General features: G+C 68.8%; 21 protein-coding genes, 1 tRNA gene and 2 pseudogenes. 12 read left to right on the top strand and 12 right to left on the bottom strand.

Annotated features, from left to right (window positions below; translation table 11 throughout):
* The 6 genes and pseudogenes from EAH86_RS20285 to EAH86_RS14075 form a co-directional block, all read left to right on the top strand.
* A pseudogene (locus tag EAH86_RS20285) lies at positions 1–575 on the top strand (hypothetical protein); the annotation flags it as partial.
* On the top strand, positions 572–994 hold the full coding sequence (locus EAH86_RS14095) for a phage holin family protein (protein WP_140741773.1): 423 nt from the start codon (positions 572–574) through the stop codon (positions 992–994). The pseudogene EAH86_RS20285 and the gene EAH86_RS14095, both read left to right, overlap by 4 nt.
* Entirely contained in the window at positions 991–1,569 is a 579-nt protein-coding gene (locus EAH86_RS14090; RefSeq protein ID WP_140741771.1) for a DUF3618 domain-containing protein, read from the top strand. Before EAH86_RS14095 ends, EAH86_RS14090 begins: the two co-directional genes overlap by 4 nt.
* Positions 1,570–1,755: 186 nt before the next feature.
* A complete protein-coding gene (locus EAH86_RS14085; protein WP_140741769.1) occupies positions 1,756–2,940 on the top strand; it encodes a zinc-dependent alcohol dehydrogenase in 1,185 nt (394 codons plus the stop codon).
* Positions 2,937–3,896, top strand: coding sequence for an SDR family NAD(P)-dependent oxidoreductase (locus tag EAH86_RS14080; RefSeq protein ID WP_140741768.1), 960 nt, complete (start codon positions 2,937–2,939; stop codon positions 3,894–3,896). The genes EAH86_RS14085 and EAH86_RS14080 overlap by 4 nt, the downstream gene beginning before the upstream one ends.
* Position 3,897: 1 nt before the next feature.
* Entirely contained in the window at positions 3,898–4,377 is a 480-nt protein-coding gene (locus tag EAH86_RS14075; protein ID WP_140741766.1) for an SRPBCC family protein, read from the top strand.
* On the opposite strand, the gene EAH86_RS14070 is transcribed toward EAH86_RS14075, so the two are convergent.
* From EAH86_RS14070 to EAH86_RS14060, 3 genes are all read right to left on the bottom strand, one after another.
* Positions 4,364–5,959 carry a phytoene desaturase family protein gene (locus EAH86_RS14070; RefSeq protein ID WP_241668369.1) on the bottom strand — a complete coding sequence of 532 codons (1,596 nt, stop codon included), beginning with the start codon at positions 5,957–5,959 and terminating at the stop codon, positions 4,364–4,366. The two genes, EAH86_RS14075 and EAH86_RS14070, sit on opposite strands and share 14 nt — an antisense overlap.
* Positions 5,960–6,059: 100 nt before the next feature.
* Entirely contained in the window at positions 6,060–6,707 is a 648-nt protein-coding gene (locus EAH86_RS14065) for a lysoplasmalogenase (protein WP_140741763.1), read from the bottom strand.
* Between the two features lie 20 nt (positions 6,708–6,727).
* Positions 6,728–7,198, bottom strand: coding sequence for a DUF4396 domain-containing protein (locus EAH86_RS14060; RefSeq protein WP_140741761.1), 471 nt, complete (start codon positions 7,196–7,198; stop codon positions 6,728–6,730).
* 88 nt (positions 7,199–7,286) lie between these two features.
* Here EAH86_RS14060 and EAH86_RS14055 point away from each other — a divergent pair, with 88 nt between their 5' ends.
* Positions 7,287–7,940, top strand: coding sequence for a maleylpyruvate isomerase N-terminal domain-containing protein (locus tag EAH86_RS14055; protein ID WP_161988659.1), 654 nt, complete (start codon positions 7,287–7,289; stop codon positions 7,938–7,940).
* Here the strand turns inward: EAH86_RS14055 and EAH86_RS14050 are convergent.
* Together EAH86_RS14050 and EAH86_RS14045 are read right to left on the bottom strand one after the other, a co-directional pair.
* Positions 7,928–8,524, bottom strand: a pseudogene (locus EAH86_RS14050) (arylamine N-acetyltransferase family protein); the annotation flags it as partial. The gene EAH86_RS14055 and the pseudogene EAH86_RS14050 sit on opposite strands and share 13 nt — an antisense overlap.
* Positions 8,525–8,749: 225 nt before the next feature.
* Entirely contained in the window at positions 8,750–9,469 is a 720-nt protein-coding gene (locus EAH86_RS14045; protein ID WP_206665832.1) for an SGNH/GDSL hydrolase family protein, read from the bottom strand.
* A 526-nt stretch (positions 9,470–9,995) separates the two neighbouring features.
* Here EAH86_RS14045 and ppk2 point away from each other — a divergent pair.
* The gene (gene ppk2, locus EAH86_RS14040; RefSeq protein WP_140741757.1) at positions 9,996–10,808 is read left to right on the top strand and encodes a polyphosphate kinase 2; all 813 of its coding nucleotides are present in this window, start codon (positions 9,996–9,998) and stop codon (positions 10,806–10,808) included.
* A 243-nt stretch (positions 10,809–11,051) separates the two neighbouring features.
* Here the strand turns inward: ppk2 and EAH86_RS20280 are convergent, their stop codons facing one another.
* Entirely contained in the window at positions 11,052–11,228 is a 177-nt protein-coding gene (locus tag EAH86_RS20280; protein WP_161988658.1) for a hypothetical protein, read from the bottom strand.
* Positions 11,229–12,354: 1,126 nt separating this feature from the next.
* Entirely contained in the window at positions 12,355–12,522 is a 168-nt protein-coding gene (locus tag EAH86_RS20275) for a hypothetical protein (protein ID WP_161988657.1), read from the bottom strand.
* A gap of 2,066 nt (positions 12,523–14,588) precedes the next feature.
* Between EAH86_RS20275 and EAH86_RS14035 the strand changes: the two genes are divergently transcribed.
* From EAH86_RS14035 to EAH86_RS14020, 4 genes are all read left to right on the top strand, one after another.
* Positions 14,589–15,584 (top strand): NADP-dependent oxidoreductase, encoded by a 996-nt coding sequence (locus EAH86_RS14035; RefSeq protein WP_140741755.1) that lies wholly within the window; start codon positions 14,589–14,591, stop codon positions 15,582–15,584.
* Between the two features lie 44 nt (positions 15,585–15,628).
* Positions 15,629–16,495: an alpha/beta fold hydrolase gene (locus EAH86_RS14030; protein ID WP_140741753.1), complete on the top strand. Its 867-nt coding sequence runs from the start codon at positions 15,629–15,631 to the stop codon at positions 16,493–16,495.
* 63 nt (positions 16,496–16,558) lie between these two features.
* Positions 16,559–17,293, top strand: a complete 735-nt coding sequence (locus tag EAH86_RS14025; protein WP_140741751.1) for an SDR family oxidoreductase — start codon at positions 16,559–16,561, stop codon at positions 17,291–17,293.
* A gap of 59 nt (positions 17,294–17,352) precedes the next feature.
* Entirely contained in the window at positions 17,353–17,955 is a 603-nt protein-coding gene (locus EAH86_RS14020) for a TetR/AcrR family transcriptional regulator (protein ID WP_140741749.1), read from the top strand.
* 517 nt (positions 17,956–18,472) lie between these two features.
* Here EAH86_RS14020 and EAH86_RS14015 read toward each other — a convergent pair.
* The 5 genes from EAH86_RS14015 to EAH86_RS20470 form a co-directional block, all read right to left on the bottom strand.
* Positions 18,473–18,545 (bottom strand) — tRNA-Ala (locus tag EAH86_RS14015).
* Positions 18,546–18,719: 174 nt separating this feature from the next.
* The gene (locus EAH86_RS14010) at positions 18,720–19,370 is read right to left on the bottom strand and encodes a histidine phosphatase family protein (protein WP_140741747.1); all 651 of its coding nucleotides are present in this window, start codon (positions 19,368–19,370) and stop codon (positions 18,720–18,722) included.
* Positions 19,367–19,741: a ribosome silencing factor gene (gene rsfS / locus EAH86_RS14005; protein WP_082592622.1), complete on the bottom strand. Its 375-nt coding sequence runs from the start codon at positions 19,739–19,741 to the stop codon at positions 19,367–19,369. The genes EAH86_RS14010 and rsfS overlap by 4 nt, the downstream gene beginning before the upstream one ends.
* A gap of 7 nt (positions 19,742–19,748) precedes the next feature.
* Positions 19,749–20,357 carry a nicotinate-nucleotide adenylyltransferase gene (gene nadD, locus EAH86_RS14000; protein WP_140741745.1) on the bottom strand — a complete coding sequence of 203 codons (609 nt, stop codon included), beginning with the start codon at positions 20,355–20,357 and terminating at the stop codon, positions 19,749–19,751.
* Positions 20,358–20,359: 2 nt separating this feature from the next.
* Positions 20,360–20,623 carry a hypothetical protein gene (locus tag EAH86_RS20470; protein ID WP_140741743.1) on the bottom strand — a complete coding sequence of 88 codons (264 nt, stop codon included), beginning with the start codon at positions 20,621–20,623 and terminating at the stop codon, positions 20,360–20,362.
* Positions 20,624–20,684 lie beyond the last annotated feature (61 nt).

Raw genomic sequence — 20,684 nt, 5'->3', positions numbered from 1 at the left:
AGGAGCTGTGGCAGCAGACGCGCAGCCAGCTGCTGGACCAGAGCGCCCAGCAGCAGACGAAGGTCGCCGAGGGGTTGCGGTCACTCAGCCAGGAGCTGTCGGGCATGGCGCGCGGCTCCGAGCAGCAGGGCGTTGCCAGCGACCTGGCCCACCAGGCCTCGCAGCGGATGGGCGATGTCGCGAGCTGGCTCGACCAGCGCGACCCCGGATCGCTCGTCTCCGAGGTGAAGCAGTTCGCCCGACAGCGTCCGGGAACGTTCCTCGCCGCCGCCGCAGTCATCGGCCTGGTCGGCGGACGGCTGAGCCGTGGCCTCGTCGCCGACCACCAGGACCAGGCCGACACGGCCGTCCCCGCGGGGACTGGTGCCAGCGCCGCCGCCCCGGTCGACCACGGCACCGCCGGCTACTCGGCATACGGCAGCACGAGCGGCACGAGCGCGGCGACCGGCGACCACGCCGTCAGCGACACGCTCGCCGACGTGCGAGGCAACGCGGGAGGCGACGCGGGAGGCGTCCACGGCGGTACCGGCCCCATCAGTGGGAACGGAACCGGCTCGGGCGAGTTCTCCCGATGAGCTTCCAGGACCCGCGCCTCGACGACCCGCAGGCCCGGTCCCTCAGCAATGTTGGCGAACTGTTCGCCGACATCAGCCGCGACCTGTCGACCCTGATTCGTCAGGAGACCGAGCTGGCCAAGGCGGAGATGCGTCAGTCGGCCTCGAAGGCCGGCAAGGGTGCGGGAATGCTCGGCGGGGCCGGCGTCGCCAGCCACTTCGTGCTGCTGTTCCTGTCGATCGCCCTCTGGTGGGGGCTCGGCAACGAGACCGGGCGGGGTTGGTCAGCCCTCGTGGTGGCCGCCGTCTGGGCAGTCATCGCCGTGGTGCTGGCATCCGTCGGTCGGCGAGAGATCAAGCAGGTCAAGGGAATTCCACAGACGACACAGACGGCGCGGGAGATCCCCGACGCGCTCAAAGGGAACGAGGACAAGCGATGACGAACAACCCAGATGAGATCCGCCGCGAGATCGAAAACACCCGCGGCCGCCTGAGCAGCGACGTCAACGCGCTCACCGAGACGGTCAGCCCGTCCAACGTCGCGCGCCGCCAAGCCGACAAGGTGGCTGGAGTAGCCACGTCGGTCAAGGATCGCGTGATGGGCACGGCGGACGACGTGCGCAGCAGCGGCTCGGACGCTGCATCCACTGTTGGCCACGCGCCTGGTGCCGCGGCGGACAAGGCTCGCAGCAAGACCCGGGGCAACCCCCTCGCAGCCGGGTTGATCGCCCTCGGCGCCGGGTGGCTCGTGGGTTCGATGCTGCCCGCCTCCGAGAAGGAGAAGCAGGCGGCCAGCACCCTCAAGGAGAAGGCTCAGCCCCTCGTCGAGGAGGCCAAGAGTGTGGCGCAGGACACGGCCCAGGAGCTCAAGGAGCCGGCCCAGCAGGCGGCCCAGAGCATCAAGGACACGGCGACCGAGGCCAAGGACCACGTGGCCCAGGAGGGTAGGAGCACGGCTGAGGACGTCAGGTCCCAGGCCCAGTCCTCCGCTGACACGGTCCGCTCCACTCAGTAGCCGCAGTAGCCGCAGGGGCGACGAGGGGTGGGGCCGAGCCCCCACCCCTCGTTTGCGTGTCCCATCCGTTCGCTGGTTCGGGTTCGGGAGCTGACTCGGGTTTGGGAAAGCACTCCACCGGGCAGGGGCACAAGGAGCGACATTCTCCGGTGCACTGCCGCGGGACACCGACGAGAGGCACCACTGATGAAGGCACTGACCTGGCACGGAAAGCGCGACGTGCGAGTCGAGGAGGTCCCCGACCCGCGCATCGAGTCACCGACCGACGCCATCATCAAGGTCACCTCGACCGCGATCTGCGGATCCGACCTGCACCTCTATGAAGTGCTCGGCCCGTACCTCACACCCGGCGACGTGCTCGGCCACGAGCCGATGGGCATCGTGGAGGAGGTCGGGCCCGAGGTGAGCCACATCAAGCCCGGCGACCGCGTCGTCATCCCGTTCAACATCTCCTGCGGACACTGCTGGATGTGCGAGCGCGGCTTCTACGCCCAGTGCGAGACCACCCAGGTCCGCGCGCAGGGCAAGGGTGCGAGCCTGTTCGGTTACACCAGCCTGTATGGCGGTGTTCCCGGCGGCCAGGCCGAGTACCTCAGGGTGCCGCAGGCCCAGTTCGGGCCGATACCGGTTCCCCAGGAGCACTCGGACCAGCGCTTCCTGTACCTCTCCGACATCCTCCCCACGGCATGGCAGGGCGTGAAGTATGCCGACGTCCCGCCGGGCGGCACCCTGGCCGTCATCGGTCTGGGCCCGGTGGGACAGTTCGCAGGACGGATCGGCCGGCACCTGGGCGCCGCCCGGGTGATCGGCGTCGACCTGGTGCCCGAGCGGCTCGCCCTGGCCGCGGCCCACGGCATCGAGACCCTTGACCTGAGAGAGGTCGACGACGTCGCCGCGACCCTCATCGAGATGACTGGTGGGCGGGGTCCTGACGGCGTCGTCGAGGCAGTGGGCATGGAGGCGCACGGATCCCCTGCGGCCAAGACTGCCCAGACGGCGGTCGGCCTGCTCCCCGATGCGCTGGCCAAACCGCTGATCGACCGGATGGCGATCGACCGGCTCGACGCGCTGCACACCGCCCTGAAGTCGGTGCGGCGGGCGGGAACGGTGTCCATCAGCGGTGTCTACGGCGGCGACGTCGACCCCATGCCGATGATGGAGATGTTCGACCGCGGCATCACCGTCCGGATGGGTCAGTGCCACGTGAAGCGCTGGATCGACGAGATCCTCCCGCTCGTCCTCGACCCGGCGGACCCGCTCGGCACCGAGGACCTGGCCACCCACCTGCTGCCCCTCGCCGAGGCGCCGCGGGGCTATGAGATGTTCCAGGCCAAGGACGATGCGTGCGTCAAGGTGATCCTCCAGCCGTGACCTCCACCGTGGTCAAGACCATCCTCGTGACCGGCGCCTCGAGCGGCATCGGCCGCGCCACCGCGCTGCATCTGGCGCGAGACAGCGCCAACCTGGTCCTGGTGGCCAGATCCGCCGACGTGCTCGACGAGGTGAAGGTCCAGTGTGAGTCGCTCGGCGCCCACGCCATGGTCGTCGTCTCGGACGTCGCGGATGCCGGGTCGGTCGAGGCTGCCTTCCGGGCGGCGCGAGACAGGTTCGGCCCGGTGCACGGGGTCGTGCACTCGGCCGCGGCGCTCGCCTACGGCCGGTTCGAGGACGTGCCCCAGGAGGTCTTCGACCGGTCCATCGAGACCACGCTCATCGGCACCGCCAACGTCGCCCGGTGCGCGCTGTCGTCGTTCAAGGCGAGCGGCGGTGGCAGCCTGGTCGTGCTCGGCTCGCTGCTGGGCAAGATCAGCACGCCGTACATGAGCTCCTACGTCACCGCGAAGTGGGGCGTGCACGGGCTGGTGCGCACCCTGCAGATCGAAGCCCGCAGCACGCCCGGCACCCACGTCAGCCTTGTCTGGCCGGGAGGAGTCGACACGCCCGTGTACCTCCAGGCCGGCACCTACCTCGCCCGACACGGCCGGCCGCCACCGCCGGTCGACTCCCCCGAGAAGGTGGCACGAGTCGTCGTGCGAGCGCTGTGGAGACCGCGCCGGGAGAGCCCCGTCGGGATGGCCAACCACCTCGTCGTCACCGGGTTCCGGCTGGCACCCGGGGTCTTCGACCGCATCGTCACACCACTCATGCGCGCGGGCGGCCTCTCGCGGGGCGAGGTGGCCAACTCACCGGGCAACGTGCTGGCACCGCAACCGACCGGTGAGGCGCTCCATGGCCGATGGGGTCGACACTGGCTGCGTCCAGCGGCCGCGGTCGGCGTGGTTGCCACCGCCGCAGCGATCCACCGCTCCCACCGGAAGAGGACCTGACATGAAGCAGCTCAGCAAGGGTGTCGTCACTGTGACCCGGGCGGTCGACGCACCCGCCCAGGCCGTCTGGGACGTGCTGGCCGACGGGTGGTTCTACGCCACCTGGGTGGTCGGCGCCTCCCGCGTGCGCGCCGTCGACCAGGCGTGGCCCGCCGAGGGCGCCCGGATCCACCACTCGTTCGGTGTGTGGCCCACGGTCATCAGCGACACGACCCACGTGCTGCGGTCGAACGAACCGACCGAGCTCGTCCTCCGGGCGAAGGGGTGGCCAGCAGGTGAGGCCGAGGTGCTGATCACCGTGACGCCGGACAGCGAGGACTCCTGCACCGTCGCCATGGCCGAGGACGCGGTCACCGGTCCGGGCACCCTCCTCCCGCGACCGCTGCGCCAGCTCGCCATCGGGCCGCGCAACGTCGAGGCGCTGCGGCGGCTGGCCTATCTCGCGGAGGGGCGGCACCGCGAGGCGGTCACTCCGACCTGAGCAACCGGTCCCAGGCGGTGCGGGCCAGCAGTCGTCGCGCACCGCCAGTCATCCGGCCGTTCGCACCCAGCACGGCGCGGGCTGCATTCCACCCACACGCGCCGTGGACGCCGCCGCCGGGGTGGGCCGAGGCGCCGGCGAGGTAGAGGCCGGACACCGGTGTCTCCGGGCGCCCCAACCCCGGAGTGGGTCGGAACACCAGCTGCTGGTGCAGGCCCGAGGTGCCTGCGTTGATGGCACCCCCGACCAGGCTCGGGTTCTCCGACTCCAGGTCACCGGGTGACTGGACGTGCCGGGCCACCTGGCTGTCGCGGAAGCCGGGCGCCACCCGCTCGATGGCGTCCTCCATGCGATGCACGTGGTCGGCGAGCCGGTCACCCGACCAGTCCGTGCCGTGCGGGACGTGGGTGTAGGCCCAGGCCGACTCGGTGCCGTCGGGAGACCGGGTGGGGTCGGAGGTGGTCATCTGCCCGAACAGCAGGAACGGTCGCTCCGGCGTGCGCCCGACCGACAGGTCGGCTGCGAAGTCGACGAAGCCGTCCTGGTCCACGCCGAGGTGGACGGTACCTGCGCCCCGCGCCGCCTCGGCTGTCCACGGCACGGGCTGGTCGAGGGCCCAGTTGACCTTGATCGTGCCGTTGTCCCACTGGAAGCGGTCGAGATCGCGCCGGAGCCTGGCCGGCAGGGGCTGGTCGGCCAGCAGGTCGCGGTAGAGCGTCGTGGCCGGCACGTCAGCCAGGACGCCTCGGGTCGCACGCAGGATGGTGCCGTCGGCCAGCCGGACCCCGGTGGCCCGCGCCCCGGAGGTGGTCACCGCGGCGACGCGGATGCCGGTCAGCACCTTTACCCCGCGACTCTCGGCGCGACGACGCAACGCCTGTGCCAGCTCCCCGGCACCACCTTCCGGCACGGGGAACCCGACGTCCTGGCAGAGCATGCACAGGAGCCAGCCGAACATCCCGCTCCCCGCAGCGTCAGGCGCGACGTCCGTGTGCATCGCGTTGCCGGTCAGCAGGAGACCAGCACCTTGCCCTGAGAACCGCTCCTGCCCCAGCCTCCGGGCCGGGGTCACCGCAAGACGTGCGAAGTCGAGCGTGTCGGCGGCACCGAGCCGGCGGACCATCCGGGTGGCCGAAGCCACGGGCGGGAACGGTGTGAACAACGCGTCCAGCAACGGGTCCCGGATCCGGTCCCAGCCACGCACCAGCTCCAGCCAGGCCTCGCCGTCTCCGGGCGACTCGGCGTCGAGGCCTGCTGCGGTGTCCTCGACCCGTGAGCAGAGCAGCGCAGCGCTGCCGTCGTCGAGCGCGTGGGCCAGCACGTGCGGGGCGCGGCGCCAGACGAGCCCGTGTTCCTCGAGGTGCAGGTCGCGGATGATCGGGCTGGCCGCGGCCAACGGGTAGAACGCACTGAACAGGTCGGTGACGAAGCCGGGCGCCGTGACCTCGGCGCTGCGCACCGCGCCGCCCACCTCGTCGTTGCCCTCCACCAGCACGACGTCCCAGCCCGCATCGGCGAGCGCGTTGGCAGCCACGAGTCCGTTGGGACCTGCGCCGATGACGACGGCATCGACTGTGCTCACGGGCATTCGCTCCTGGGATCGGGGTGGTGCGCTTTCAGCCCACTGTGTCATTGCCGACGATGGCGCGCCGACTGACTCCTTGTACCCCGTCAGCCGACCTTCAAGCGGACAGCACTCCCAGCACGATGAGGACCTGACCCAGGTGGTAGGTCACCATCACCGCCAGCGACCCGAACCGGCGAGCCGTCACGAACCGGTCGAGGGCCAGCACCGCGTCGCTCACCATGAAGACCGTCGCCCCGAGGGCCACGACCGGGTGCCCCGTCGCCCAGGCCGTGACCACCATGGCGCCGATGACGATCATGTATGCCGCGACGGCGCCGGCCAGTGCCGGTCCACCTTCGGCCCGTGCCGCCGGCACCACGCGGCGACCTACGACCACCGCCATGCCCACGACGAGCCCCAGCCCGACGAGGCCGAGGTCGGCACGCGGCATACCCAGGTGGGCGAAGGCCACGACGAACACGAGGTGGGCCACGAGGAAGCTGCCGAGGCCGACGACGAAACGCGGGTCGCTGTCGGAGAGCAGAGCGACGTCGCCGACCAGGCTGAGCCCGAGCGCCGCGAGCAGCCACCAGCCGGCGGTCGAGTCCGGCGCCCCCAGCAACCACGCGGTCACGATGAGCAGCACCAGGACGAGCGGCTTGAGGACCCACTCGCGCCGGCGACCGCGGACAGCTACGGACCACCAGTCCAGAGGTGCCGCGACCGCGACGGCGGCCAGGCTGGTCATCGCGAGATCGGGCACCGGCCCAGCGTGGCAGAGGGTCAGTGGTGGTACTGGTGCATCACGGCGTGACCTCGGCCACGCGCGATCAGCCAGCGGTTGACCGGCACGGTGACGACGAAGGCGATCGCGAGTGAGGCGATGAGCGTGCCCCAGAACAGCGCGCTGGTGAGGCCGGCATCCATCGCTCCGGGAATGGCCACCACGAACGCGTTGTCGATCAGCTCCATCACCGAGATGGAGATGGTGTCAGAGGCGAGGGCGACACCGAGAGCCGCAGCGAGCGGGAGCCCTGCGCGCAGCACCGGCCGCATCGCCAGCGAGTAGCCGAACACGAAGGCCAGGCCGATCGACAGGACGACCGTGGCGGCGTTGCCCCAGCCGAGCGCGGAACCGACGACCATGCCGAGCACCTCGCCGATGGCGCAGCCGGTCAGGCAGTGGAGGGTTGCGCTGATGGCCTGCTGCCACAAGGAACCGGGCATCTCGTGGGCGTGGTCGGGTGCACTCATGATGTCGCCAACAATACCCCCTGAGGGTATATTCCGCTGGTCGTAAACCCACCTGCGGATGGTGGCGACCCAGCCTAGGCTCGCCACCATGACCGCACCCGCCTCCACCTCGGCCACCTCCACGTCCGCCGACCTCCGCGCCGTCGTCGACGCCATCATGGCGGGCTTCGCCCAGGTACCGGACGACGGCTGGGCGCGACCTGCGCACGGGCTCGAGTGGGACTGCCGCGACACCGCCTCGCACCTGATGGACGACTTCGCGTTCTACGCCATGAACCTGGCCAGCCGCGAGGTCCACACCGACGACTACGTGCCGTTCCTCGACCCGCCGCCGTGGCAGCCGGGCAGCCCGTCGAGCGCGCTGTGGCCCGACCCTGCTGGCGGGACCGCAACGATCGTCCACTGTGTCGACGCAGCGGGTGGGCTGCTCGTCGCGGTCACCGCCACCGCTCCCCCGGGCCACATCGGCTACCACGGTCGGGGCAACGCCGACGCGTCCGGGTTCGCCGCCATGGGCATCGTCGAGGGCGCCGCCCACGCCTGGGACGTGCTGACGGCGCACGAGATCCCGTTCCGCGTCGAGGACGGGGTCTGCGAGCGCGTCCTCAACCGGCTGTTCCCGGGAGCGGTCCGGACCGGCGACGGGTGGCAGGACTTCCTCACCGCCACCGGTCGCACCGAGGCCACCCGCAATGAGAAGTGGACCTGGGACTCCAGCGTCCGCGACAGCTACGGCGACTGAGCTCCCAGCCGCGTGACCACCGCGAGCAGCCGGTCGGTCTCGTCGGCGGTCACCCCGACCTGCAGGTCGTCCAGCAGCTTCCGGAGCTCGCCGTCGGCGAGCCCGTGGTGCTCGGTGGGCTGGCCGGGACGGCGGACCGTCACGGCCTCGTGGGTCACGGCAACGTGCCGGTCGGGCAGGTGCCGGGTGAGCATCAGCCCGTGCCGGAAGTGTGACGTCGGGTAGGTGCTGGTGAAGTGGTGCCCCGCGCGGAGGTCGACCTGGTGGACCGGCAGGTCGTCGGTGGTGTGCATCTGCTCCCAGCCACCGTCGCGATGGCGCTGCAGCTCCCACCTGACGCCCCCTGGGGCGGCGTCGATGCGCTGCATCCGGTAGGACCAGCCGCCGTGGTCGTCCTGCGCGCCGTCCTCGAGCAGGATCGGGTGCATCAGGCTGAGCCCGAACCCTGGGTCGGAGAACCAGGTCCGGCCCTCGATCCGCGTCAGCACGACGCAGTGGGTGCGGGCCGACGCGGTGACGTCGCCGACCCGGGCGAGCCTGCGTTCTACGTCGTAGCCGAGCTCCGCGAGCACCGCGCTGAAGAGGGTGGCGTGCTCGAAGCAGTAGCCACCCCGGCCTCGTCCGACGAACTTGGCCTGGACGTCCGGGCAGCTCGAGGCCGGGGTGCTGCTCCAGCAGGACGTCGATGTTGTCGAAGGTGAAGGTCCGCACGTGCGCCTCGTGGAGTGCCTGCAGGAGGGCGAGGTCCGGCGCCCGCACCTGCACGCCCACCCGGCTCAGGTAGCCGTCGAGGTCGACCTCGACGTCGCTCACCGTGCGCCCTCCAGACCCAGGGCGATGTCGAACACCCGGGCCATCGCGGCATACCCGGCGTCGTTGGGGTGGAACTTGTCCGCTGCCAGCTTGCCGCGCCAGCTGCGCGGGCCGTGCGCGCGCATGTCTGCGACGACCAGCCGGCCCTCGCGTTCGCGCTGGCGCAGCAGCGCCTCGACCCGGCGGGCCTCGCGGTGCGGGTTGGGCAGGTTCGCCACGACGCTGCCGTTCGGGAGGCCGTCGAGCAGCTCGGCGAAACGCTCGGTCAGGCCGGCGCGCACTCGTGGCGAGATGACGTCGTTGGAGCCGATCACCACCGTCACCAGGTCGGGGACGAAGCCCGAGTCGAGCAGGGCGCGCAACGCCGGCAGCTGCTGGTCGATGACGTCCTGGACGCGGGCGCCGGTCACCGACAGGTTGACCACGCGGTGGGGTCGACCTGCCGCGGTCAGGTGGTCGGCGAACTGGCCGACCCAGCCCCGATCGGGCGCGGGAGCCCCGATGCCCTGAGTCATCGAGTCGCCCAGGGCCACCCACAAGGGCTCACCCGATGGGCCGCCCGCCAAGGCGACCACGTTGGCGGCACGCCAGGCCGCGGCATACGGCCCGGTCTGGCCGCGCACTTGCGCGACACCGGGCATGACGGTGGACAGCATCCTCATGAGGGCGCCGGGGAGACGCTCGCTGGTGTTGTCGTACTCGAAGGCGGTCGCCACCTCGGCATCGTACGGCGCCACGTCGGTGCCCGAAACGACGAAGGACCAGACACGAGTCGCGTCTGGTCCTTCGATTGGTGGAGCTGAGGGGATTCGAACCCCTGACCCCTTCCATGCCATGCACATTCGGCACGTCCACGGGTGTCCCAGAACGTGCACCTAAGCGCGAACCGTTCCCCCAACGTCCCTCGATATCCGCCGAAACACGCCGCCGTTGTCAAGCAGTCAGTCAACCATCCATCCTGGCCACTCCGTGCCGCCCGGATGGAGCGCGACCGCTCAGCGGGTCATGCGGCCACGCGGCCACTTGATTCATGGCAGCAGGTCAACGCTGAACGCATGCCGTCCACTTGGACAGTCGCCCGCGTCTGCAGATCGGAAGATCGGCGGTTCGACCCCGCCCCTGACCACCGCCCAAAGCCACAGGTCAGAAGCCCTCTGACCTGCACTCGAGCGGATGGAAAGGCTCGTCACCGCCCACCCCGCCTGCGGGGCGTGACTCCCGGGAGACCCTTACGATCGATTCATGGCAAAGGACTCAAGCTCCGAAAGCTCGATCAGCAACGGCCTCTATGAGGCCGAGCTGGTTCGGCTCCAGGCGGAGCTGGTCAAGGCCCAGGAGTGGGTCAAGGTGGAGAAGCGACGGATCGTGGTGATCTTCGAGGGTCGCGACGCTGCCGGCAAGGGCGGCACGATCAAGCGGATCACCGAGTACCTCAGCCCCCGCAACACACGGATCGCGGCACTGCCCACGCCGACCGAGCGTGAGAAGACGCAGTGGTATTTCCAGCGCTACGTCGAGCACCTGCCTGCTGCCGGTGAGATCACGTTGTTCGACAGGTCCTGGTACAACCGGGCCGGGGTCGAGCGGGTGATGGGCTACTGCACCCCCCACGAGTACCGGCGGTTCCTGCACCAGTGCCCGATCTTCGAACGGATGCTCGTGGAGGACGGAATCCTGTTGCGCAAGTACTGGTTCTCCGTCAGCGACTCCGAACAGCAGAGTCGATTCAAGTCCCGGCTCAACGACCCCATGCGGCAGTGGAAGCTCTCGCCGATGGACTTGGAGTCGATCACACGCTGGGAGGACTACTCCCGGGCCAAGGACGAGATGATGGTGCACACCGACATCCCGGAGGCTCCGTGGTTGGTCGTGGAGTCGGACTCGAAGAAGCGCGCGCGGCTGAACATGATGGCTCACCTGCTCTCCACCATCCCGTACGTCGAGGTGCCGCGGCCGACGCTGACACTACCTGAGCGTCCCGCGCCGAACGGCTATGAGCGGCCGCCGCGCGAGCAAACTACGTACGTGCCGGATCACAGCGCTACCCTCAGCTGAGGCCGCCGACATTGTCAGATGAACAGCAGCTGGGCGCCTTCGGTCTTCTCGATGAACTCGCTTTCGCCGATGATGGCTTCGACGTGGCCATGGGTGACGCTGGCCGGCATCGGCATGGTTCTCGAACCGGAGGGAGAGAACGCTCGCCTTGCGTTACCCAAACCAGGACGTACGGCTGGGTACGGTTGGTGGGTGAGCGGCCGCGCCGAACCGCCCATCCCCCGGCCGCGACGCGGCCTGGGGTCACCAGCCTTCGGCGGCCTTGTGCTCGGCCAGCAGGGCATCCACCCGTTTGGCGGGCGTGAACTCGCAGGATCCGGCGTGGCCGTTCCGCAAGGTGCACATGCTTCCGCTAGGCAGGTGCACCTGCCCACAGCCACCCAGCAGGGCAGCAGCCTCGTCGGTCGATGAGTTGTGCACCTCAGGGACGGACTGGGATCTGGAGCCAGAGGCGCTCGTACCGGGTGAGTTGGTGTCCATTGTTGGACCAGCAATCTCCTCTCGCTGGCGAGAGGGCATGCGCCCCAAGCTGAGGCTGTGCTGACACTACGCCATCCCAGTTTCCGACCCAGGCGTCAAGGAAAGCATCTGGTTGAGGCGTGGACGGTCGCGGCGAGCCCCACAGGCCGGGCCCCGGCGGTCCGGGACAGTGGTGCGCACACGTCCTTGACCCAGCTAGCGCGACCAACTCGGGACTTCGACGGGCTGGCAAACCCAGCGCCTGCGACTTCCCGGAGCGGTCACAGCGTCCAGATGAACGTGACGTTGACCCAGGGGGAGGCTTCGTCCTCGTCACTGACCTCCATCACGGGCTCCTCGGCCAGCGCATCCTCGCTGGCCAGGCCCAGATCCACGAGCGGGTACGGGCTTCCGTGATCAGCCGGAGGTGCGATTCACGGTTGCGGATGGCGGCTTTGGGCACGGCAACACTGGTCTCGACGCGCATGGTCGGCTCCTTCGGATGTGGGCGCGCTTCGCGCGCCTCCACCGGCCTGCAGTCTTCCTGCAGGCACGAACCCCACCCACCGCCAGCATGCGCGACGGGCGACCTCGCCCATGGCTCATGGGAGCCCCTCCCGGACAGCGCAGCACCCGCGCCCGTGGTGGCCTTTCAAGGCCCGTACCGGCGCGGGTGCTGCTCCCTCACACGTAGGGGTTGCTCCGCTTCTTGGAGGACAGCCATAGCCCAAACGGCCATTTGGGACAACCTCGATCGATGGCAAGATCTGGACGCGGTTCCCTCCCCGTCCCCCACGAGTTCAGGGGACCCGCGCTGGGTTGGTCCGCTACCTCACCCGACATCCCTGCCGCGTGAGGTAGCGGACCACCGCTAACGAGGGATCCGCCTCCTCTCATCGTTCCCCTGCAGCAGCCCAACCGACGGTTAGCCTGCCGATCCTTCCGAGACAGGTCCCCTTCGTCGGCGGGGCTCCCTCTCCCACCCTGGCCACCATGTGGCTCTACCGGAGCCCCTCAACGACTCCCGCTCAACGGTTCCGAGGGGCGACCTCGAGACCTGGTGCGAGCTCCTCGCCGCCGACGGGTGCTAGTTGGCGGCGTCGGCCTCGTCCGCGAGTCGGGCGAGTGCTGCGCTGAGTTGGCGGGTCTGCGCGGTGGTCAGCTCTTGACCCCAAAAGTTGACCATGACCGGGTGGCGGTAGTAGCCGCGCTCGTCCACCTGCACATGTTGGGCGAGGGAGACGACGACTTCCACCGGGTTGTTGTGGTGGTCCCCTGCTGTCGTAGGAAACGTGGCGCGCTGACCCTCATGCCAGTAGTCGCCCGTCTGGTGATCGAGCCTGGACGTCAGGTGTGGGCACCAGTCACGCACCAGGCGGGGCAATGCTCGTCGTCGCCCCAGGGCCCGTTACTGCTCATGCGGTCAGTCAAGCACGATCACTCTGCCACGCCCGATGGTCTCGCCGTTTACCTTGACGAGGGGTGGCCGTGACGACCGCCCCAACCGGCGCGTCGCTGGATGGGTGGTCAGGGTGCACGCGGCCCTGGCGATAGCCGAACCTGCGCCGGAGGGCCCGTGCACCGCGGAGCCACCCCGCCCAAGGAGCGCCTTGGTGCGCGTCATCTGCTTGGCCTGGGAGGGCCTTCACCAGGGACAGTCCTCGATGCCGCGGACCGTGGTCGTGCCCCGGACGGGGTAGCGCGTTGCAGGCTTTGCGCGTTCTGACCTCACCTAGGCCTTCGTGGAGTTACCGGTAGGTCGGCGCCGGGTAGTCCGGGCCGCTGGGAAGATGGACCGCCTCACGGACCGATGCACCGCGCGACTCAGGCAGGTGCGGAGATTCCTGACCGTTCACAACATCCGATGCCGCACGGCGAGCGCGTTGGATGACTTCGTCGAAGTCCTGGACGATCTGGTCCCCGACCGGACGGTGGTCCAGCGGGGTAGGCGCGGATATCTCCGTCCTGATCCGACGTAGTCCGGTCAGGAGCTCGGTTAGGTCCGTGGATGATTGCTCAGGGTCCATCCGGGGCTGCGGTTCCAGCCTTGCGTCGGTGCGGCTGTGAGTGGCGGGGCCGGTCCCCCACGAAAATAGGGTGGCAGCCGGCACGCTCGGGGAAGCGCCCGAGTCACGACTGAACGCGGCTGCGTGGCGGTTCGGGACAGGTGTTGTCATGGCCGGACCTCGATGGACCCGTGCGCCTGCGTGCTAGGGGAAGCGGGAGACCGGGGGTGCTCGAGCCGGTTCAGGGCCATGGTGATGGTCGCGAACGCGCGCGCGTGGGAGGGGTCTATCCGGTTCCGGCTGACCACGTGCAGCAGGGCGCGGGCCCGTCGCAGCGCCAGGGCGTCGTCGACTTGCTCCAACAGGCGGTCCGCGGCCCGGGCCGGCGCCCAGGACGGCCCGCCGACCGACCGCAGCAAGTGAAGTACGAGCGACTGCAGCGACCTGTCCGTCACGGCTGGGCGTGCCCAACTGGGCTCAGGGCGTGTGGCAGGGCCAGGAGGTACGGGAATGGACTGCGTGGTCGGGAACATGCGATCTCCAAGAATCGAGCGATACAGGAGTTCGGCGCCGGGGTCTGGGGCCGTTCCGCACCGACCCTCGGTTCCACGCAAGTCGACTTCACTCACAGTACGGTTAGAAGGCACATAAGCCCAGAGGACGAAAGGCCTAACCCCGGGTTATGCCGGCGCGATGTGGACGATCGTCGGTCGCCCCCTTCCGACCCCCGCCCGAAGCCGGCTTCGCTCCCGGGGCCCAGCCTGCGCACCGACGACCGGTAGCGGACGCTCCGAAACCCGAATGGGCAGTGAGCGCCCCGACTCACCGCCCCTATCGAGCCGACGCCGGGCTACGTCAGTGAACATGGACGGACGCCAGCGCACGCGAATCCGCAGTGAGTGCCAGTTGAGTGCCGGGGAGTTAGTCAAGCAGTTGGTCAAGCATTGCCACTTCCCACGCAGGGAAAGAGTCGCTTTCGTGGAGAGCGAAACAGCCCTGATCAGCGTTTCCGCTGGTCAGGGCCGTCTAGTGTTCGGTGGAGCTGAGGGGATTCGAACCCCTGACCCCTTCCATGCCATGCACATTCGGCATGTCCGGCGGCGTCCCGCAACGTCCACCTGAGCACGAACCATTCCCCGAACGTCCCCCGACATGCGCCGAAACACGCCGCCGTTGTCAAGCAGCTGGTCAACCATGCATCCGGCCTGGCCCCCACGCCCGGGGAGCAGCAACCCTGACGACTCTCGCTTGACATATTAACTGAGTATACTCATTATTGAGGCAACTCAGTTAATCTCGCGAGAAGGAAGTCAGCATGCGAGCGTTCGTGGTTAGGCAGTACAAGGGTCCGTTGCAGCAAGCAGATGTCTCCGAGCCCGTGGTCGGAGAGCACGACGTGCTCGTAGAGGTCCAGGCTGCCGGGCTCAACATGCTCGACGAGAAGATTCGGGCGGGCGAGTTCAGGCAGATCCTCCCGTACAAGCTGCCTCAGGTCCTCGGCAACGACTTCGCCGGAACGGTGATCGGCGTCGGCGCGAAGGTGCAGGGCTTCAAGCTCGGCGATGAGGTGCATGCCCGGCCCGACAAGGACCGCATCGGAGCCTTCGCGGAACGCATCGCGGTTGCCGAGGCCGATCTGGCGCTCAAGCCCGCGTCCCTCAGCTTCGAGGAAGCGGCCTCACTACCGCTGGTGGCGTTGACCGCATGGCAGGCGCTCGTCGAGCGAGGCAACCTGGAGCCAGGACAACGGGTCCTCATCCACGGCGGCGCCGGCGGAGTAGGAACGATCGCGATCCAGCTCGCCAAGCACCTCGGTGCCACGGTCGCCACAACGGTCAGCACCGGCAACGTCGACTTCGTGCGCGCGCTCGGGGCGGACGTGGTCATCGACTACCGCAGCCAGGACTTCGAACAGCTTCTCGAGGGGTACGACCTGGTGCTGGACAGCGTCGGCGGGGAGAACCTCGAGAAGTCGCTTCGCGTGTTGCGTCCGGGCGGCATGGCGATTGGGATCGCTGGGCCACCCGACTCGGCGTTTGCCCGCGAGCTCGGCGCGAACCCGTTCCTCCGGCTGGTGATGACGGCCCTCAGCAGCAGCATCCGCCGCCAGGCCCGGCGCCTGGGCGTGACGTACGAGTTCCTCTTCATGCGCGCCAGCGGTGACCAGCTTCGCCACATCACCGACCTCGTCAACGCTGGCGCGCTGCGCCCCGTCGTCGGACGGGTCTTCGACTTCGACCAGACCGCGCAGGCAGTTGCGTCGCTCGACAAGGGCGGCACCCGCGGCAAGACCGTCATCAGCAGAGCCTGACAAGCCCCTCCCATCACCCACGAACCAGGACACAGGAGAACATCATGAGCACAAACAACCACGCACAGGACGACGTCATCACCGCCTACAAGGACGCGCCCACCCGAACCATCCACACCGGCGGCGTGACCTACGCCTACCGCGAACTGGGGCCGAAGGGCGGGATCCCCGTCGTCTTCTTCGTCCACCTCGCCGCGAACCTCGACAACTGGGACCCCCGGATCATCGACCCCATCGCCGCTCAGCACCACGTCATCACCTTCGACAACCGCGGCGTCGGGACCTCCACCGGCACCGTTCCCGACAGCATCGAGGCGATGGCCGACGATGCCGCGACCTTCATCAAGGCGCTCGGCTTCGACAAGGTCGACATCTTCTCCTTCTCCCTCGGCGGCATGGTTGCCCAGGCTCTGGTGGTGAAGCATCCCGGACTGGTGCGCAAGCTCGTCCTCACTGGCACCGGCCCAGCCGGCGGCAAGGACATGGACAAGGTCGCCGGCGTCACCTACTACGACATCCTCCGGGCCACGGTGACCCTGTCGGACCCGAAGGAGTTCCTGTTCTTCAACCGCAACGCCACGGGCAAGCCCGCCGCCCGCGCGTTCGTGGAGCGCCTCAAGGAGCGCACAACGGACCGTGACAAGCCGGTCGCGGTCAAGGCGTTCCAGACGCAGCTGAAGGCGATCAAGAAGTGGGGGCGCTCGCCCGCCGTCGACCTCTCGAGGATCACTCAGCCCACCCTGATCGCCAACGGCGACAACGATCGGATGGTGCCATCGGTGCTATCCGAAGACCTGCACCGCCGCATCAAGGGCTCCGAGCTGATCATCTACCCCGACTCCGGCCACGGCGGCATCTTCCAGTTCCACGACAAATTCGCCCCAGTCGCCCTCGAGTTCCTCGCCCGCTGACCGTCCGGGCGACCACCAACGCTCGTCAGCGTGCGCCGATCCCACAACAGAAAGAACGTAAGCATGCCTTCCCTCAATGGTGCAGTTGTCCTGGTCACCGGGGCAAACGGCGGTATCGGAACCCATTTGGTCCACCAGGCTCTCGCGCGCGGTGCGGCGAAGGTCTACGCCACGGCCCGCAGTCCCCGCACGTGGGGTGACGAGCGGATCGTCCCCCTCACCCTCGACGTCACCGACACCGCGTCCACTGCCGCGGCCGTGGCCGTGGCACCAGACGTGACGGTTCTTATCAATAACGCCGGTGCCAACCCGCCAAGCGCAAGCCTGCTGGAGGTGACTGACGCGGACATCCGGGCAAACATGGAGATCAACTTCTTCGGTCCTGTCTTCCTCGCCCGTGCGTTCGCGCCGACCCTCGCCGCCAAGCCGCAGTCCGTTCTCGTGGACGTGCACTCGGTCGCCAGCTGGTACGGGTTCGGCGGGATCTACAGTGCCGCCAAGGCCGCGCTCTGGTCGGCCACCAACTCATTGCGTCTCGAGCTCGCGCCGCGGAACGTCCATGTCACTGGTGTTCACATGGGCTACGTCGAGACCCCCATGGCCGCGCACGCGGACGGGCCCAAGATGCAGCCAACGGAACTCGTGACCAAGGTCTACGACGCAGTCGAGGCCGGCGAGTACGAGGTCATCGCCGATGACCTGACCGGCCAGGTCAAGGCGGCTCTCAGCGGACCGGTCGAGGCGCTCTATCCAGAGCTCCGTGATACCAGGGCTCCTCTCATCGCCATGGAAGAATGAGCGCCGGCACATTCGAGCCCGCACCCCAGGAGCCCACACCGCAGAGAAGGGCGGCAGACATGCCACTCACCTCCCAACCCGTCGGACGGCGCGAGCGGAACAAGCAGCAGAAGCTCGACCGCATCACCGCCGCCGCACGCGAGCTCTTCGCCGAGCGCGGCGTCGACGAGGTCACCGCCCAGGAGATCGCCGACAGGGCCGACATCGGTGCGGGCACGTTGTTCCTCTACGCCAAGTCCAAGGGCGAGCTCCTGCTGCTCGTGCAGAACTCCAGCTACGCCGATGCGCTGACCCAAGGCAGGACGGCGGCCGAGAACATCCCCGACATGCTCGACGCGGTGATGGCAATCGTCCGCCCGGTCGTGGAGTGCAACCGCAAACAGGTCGACAACGGACGGACCTACCTACGAGAGATCGTTTTCGGCGACCCCGAGGAACCCCACCACCGCGACGCGCTCAACCTGACCGTGCAGACCGAAAAGGCGATCGCCGACGTGCTGCAGCGGGACCATCGCATCCACTCCGACGACGCCGCTACCCTCGCGCACATCGTCTCCGCGATCATGTTCGTCAGCATGGCCGCGACAATCAACATCGCCAACCCCGCCGACGACCTCGTGCGCGAGATAAGGGACCAGGTCCGGGTTCTGCTACCCGCGTGATGCCGTCGGCAGTCAGCACCGAATCGCTCGCTTTCGCCTGCTCCTGTGCCGAGGTGAGGGCACGGTCGGCGACCGCCTCCCAGCCCGCGCGAAGTGGAACGGCGCCGGTCTCGGGGAACACGTCGCGCAGCGCGGCCCAGGAATCAGGTGCCTTCAATCCGCGCGCGCCTATGTGTCACTCCGCGCCACGGGCCGGACGCCCACTTTGCCGGACATGGGAAGTTGCACACCCGGCGTCCCACCTGACTGCGACGTCCATGACCCCTCCCGTGCACGTGCCACTTGGGATGACTTCTTCCCGGCATGGGAAGTGACAGAACAGGGCTCCGCACGTCCCTACACGTCCGCGGACCCCCCAGGGACCGTGGAGAGGGGCAATAAGTGGCTTTCAGTGACGTATTAGTCAAGCATTCGGTCAAGCATCGCGCTTCCGGCGCCGGAGGTCGTCACTGGCGACGGCAAGCGAAAACGGAGCCTGACCTGCGTTTACGCAGGTCAGGCTCCGTCCCGAATCTTGTGGAGCTGAGGGGATTCGAACCCCTGACCCCTTCCATGCCATGGAAGTGCGCTACCAACTGCGCCACAGCCCCGCTCTCCCGAGTGGGATGCCCCCGAGGGGACTGCGGAAGTTTACCCAGTTACCCCACCCAATCTCCAAATCGAGCCGGGGTCTGTGCACAGACGTTCGTCACACCGCGCAGAGACCCGCTCTCTGCGCAGTGCACCCAGGGTCTGTGCACAGATCTGGGGTCCGGCGGCGGGGCTCAGGCGGAGGCGTTCCAGGCCTGGATGCGCCAGCCTGTCTCGGCCTCGACGACCTCGGCCCAGTGGCAGTTGCCGAACCCGCCGAGCACCCGCCATGCGGTCAGCCGGTCGAGGTCGACCAGCTCGGCGATGACCACCCGACCGGTCACGCCGTGCGTCGCCACCACCGCCGTCTCCCCCGCGCCCAGCCCGTCCAGCAGGTCGTCGAGGGCACCCCGAACCCGCTGGGCGACGTCGGACAGGGACTCCCCGTCGACCCCGCGCACGAAGTCCTCACCGCGCAGGTGCCGCAGCCGCTCCTCGGGGAACTCGCTGCTCACCTGCTCGCTGGTCATCCCGGCCCACTGGCCCACGTGGATCTCGCGCCAGCGCGGGTCGTAGCTGATCGGGATGCCGCATGCCTGCGCCACCTCGTCGCCGGTCTCCGCCGCCCGCTTCAGGTCGGAGGCGACGACGACAGACGGTGTGTATGCCGCGAGCGCACCTGCCGCTGCCCGTGCCTGTTCGTGGCCGAGCGGGGACAGGTCGCTGTCGACCTGGCCCTGCCACACGCCGCGGGCGTTGTCGCCGGTCTGACCGTGCCGCAGCACGATGATCCGGCGCCGACCGCTCGCTGTCGGTGCGGTGGAGGCGGAGGCCTCGCCGCTCATGCGTCCCGGCGCTTGGGCACGCCGAGGTCGATCTCGGGGCAGTCCTTCCAGAGCCGCTCGAGCTCGTAGAACTCGCGCTCCTCGTCGTGCTGGACGTGGACGACGATGTCGCCGAAGTCGAGCAGCACCCAGCGGCCGTCCCGCTCGCCCTCGCGGCGGATCGGCTTGGCGCCCTTCTCACGGAGCTGGTCCTCGACCTCGTCGACGATGGCGCCGACCTGTCGGTCGGTGCTCGCCGAGACGATGACGAACACGTCGGTCAGGGCGAGCTGTTCGCTGACATCGATGCCGGCCACCGTGGTGGCCAGCTTGTCGTCGGCTGCTTTGGCGGCCGTCATGGCCAGGTCAAGGGATCGTTCGGTGGCGGGCACTGCTCTCCTACGTTCGTGCCGGTGCGCCGGCGGGTGAGCCGGCGGCATACAGGCGGTATTTGTTGACGTACTGGACGACGCCATCGGGGACGAGGTACCAGACAGGTTCGGCGCGCTCGACGCGCGCGCGGCAGTCGGTGGAGCTGATCGCCATGGCGGGTACTTCCTGGAGGCTGACCCGGTCGGCCGGGAGCCCCGACTCCGACAGGACGTAGCCCGGCCGGGTGACCCCGACGAAGTGCGCAAGGTCGAACAGCTCGTCGGCGTCCTTCCACGACAGGATCTGGGCCAGCGCGTCGGCGCCGGTGATGAAGAACAGCTCGGCATCGGGCCGTTCGGTGCGCAGGTCGCGCAGCGTGTCGATCGTGTAGGTGGGACCGGGGCGGTCGATGTCGACCCGGCTCACCGTGAAGCGAGGGTTGGAGGCGGTCGCGACCACGGTCATGAGGTAGCGGTGCTCCGGCGCGCTGACCTCGCGCTCGTCCTTCTGCCAGGGCTGACCCGTGGGCACGAAGACGACCTCATCGAGCCCGAACCGGGTCTGGACTTCGGAGGCGGCCACCAGGTGACCGTGGTGGATCGGGTCGAACGTCCCGCCCATCACTCCGAGGCGCATGGTCAGTGGTGACTGCCCTGGTGGTCCGTCGCCGCGTGGCCATCCTGCTGGTGCCCGCTGCCGTGCGTCACGTGGCCGGCGGCGAGCTTCTGGGCGGTGCCGCGGAAGCCCCACAGGACGCCGAGGAGGGCGAGGAAGGACACGAAGGCGATGGCCCCGAACGCGTAGGGGGACATCGGCAGCTCGCGAGTGTGCTCCTCGGCGACAACGACCAGGTTCGACAACGACACGGACGGCACGGACACCGACGACAAGGACAAGGACATGGGCCCCAGCGTACCCGCCACCCGGACCCGGCCCGTGACCATCGCTGCGCTGGCACCGCAA

Source organism: Pedococcus bigeumensis (assembly GCF_006438965.1).
Lineage (GTDB): Bacteria > Actinomycetota > Actinomycetes > Actinomycetales > Dermatophilaceae > Pedococcus > Pedococcus bigeumensis_A.
The sequence above is the reverse complement of the archived record's forward strand: the minus strand, read 5'-3'. Positions and strand labels throughout refer to the sequence as shown.

Excerpts from the sequence above, each read along its gene's own strand:
- EAH86_RS20470 (WP_140741743.1), bottom strand. The coding sequence starts at position 20,623 with ATGTCCTTGTCCTTGTCGTCGGTGTCCGTGCCGTCCGTGTCGTTGTCG.
- EAH86_RS14085 (WP_140741769.1), top strand. The coding sequence starts at position 1,756 with ATGAAGGCACTGACCTGGCACGGAAAGCGCGACGTGCGAGTCGAGGAG.
- EAH86_RS14035 (WP_140741755.1), top strand. The coding sequence starts at position 14,589 with ATGCGAGCGTTCGTGGTTAGGCAGTACAAGGGTCCGTTGCAGCAAGCA.
- EAH86_RS14090 (WP_140741771.1), top strand. The coding sequence starts at position 991 with ATGACGAACAACCCAGATGAGATCCGCCGCGAGATCGAAAACACCCGC.
- EAH86_RS14025 (WP_140741751.1), top strand. The coding sequence starts at position 16,559 with ATGCCTTCCCTCAATGGTGCAGTTGTCCTGGTCACCGGGGCAAACGGC.
- EAH86_RS14055 (WP_161988659.1), top strand. The coding sequence starts at position 7,287 with ATGACCGCACCCGCCTCCACCTCGGCCACCTCCACGTCCGCCGACCTC.
- ppk2 (WP_140741757.1), top strand. The coding sequence starts at position 9,996 with ATGGCAAAGGACTCAAGCTCCGAAAGCTCGATCAGCAACGGCCTCTAT.
- EAH86_RS14075 (WP_140741766.1), top strand. The coding sequence starts at position 3,898 with ATGAAGCAGCTCAGCAAGGGTGTCGTCACTGTGACCCGGGCGGTCGAC.
- EAH86_RS14010 (WP_140741747.1), bottom strand. The coding sequence starts at position 19,370 with ATGAGCGGCGAGGCCTCCGCCTCCACCGCACCGACAGCGAGCGGTCGG.
- EAH86_RS14060 (WP_140741761.1), bottom strand. The coding sequence starts at position 7,198 with ATGAGTGCACCCGACCACGCCCACGAGATGCCCGGTTCCTTGTGGCAG.
- EAH86_RS14020 (WP_140741749.1), top strand. The coding sequence starts at position 17,353 with ATGCCACTCACCTCCCAACCCGTCGGACGGCGCGAGCGGAACAAGCAG.
- EAH86_RS14095 (WP_140741773.1), top strand. The coding sequence starts at position 572 with ATGAGCTTCCAGGACCCGCGCCTCGACGACCCGCAGGCCCGGTCCCTC.
- nadD (WP_140741745.1), bottom strand. The coding sequence starts at position 20,357 with ATGCGCCTCGGAGTGATGGGCGGGACGTTCGACCCGATCCACCACGGT.
- EAH86_RS14030 (WP_140741753.1), top strand. The coding sequence starts at position 15,629 with ATGAGCACAAACAACCACGCACAGGACGACGTCATCACCGCCTACAAG.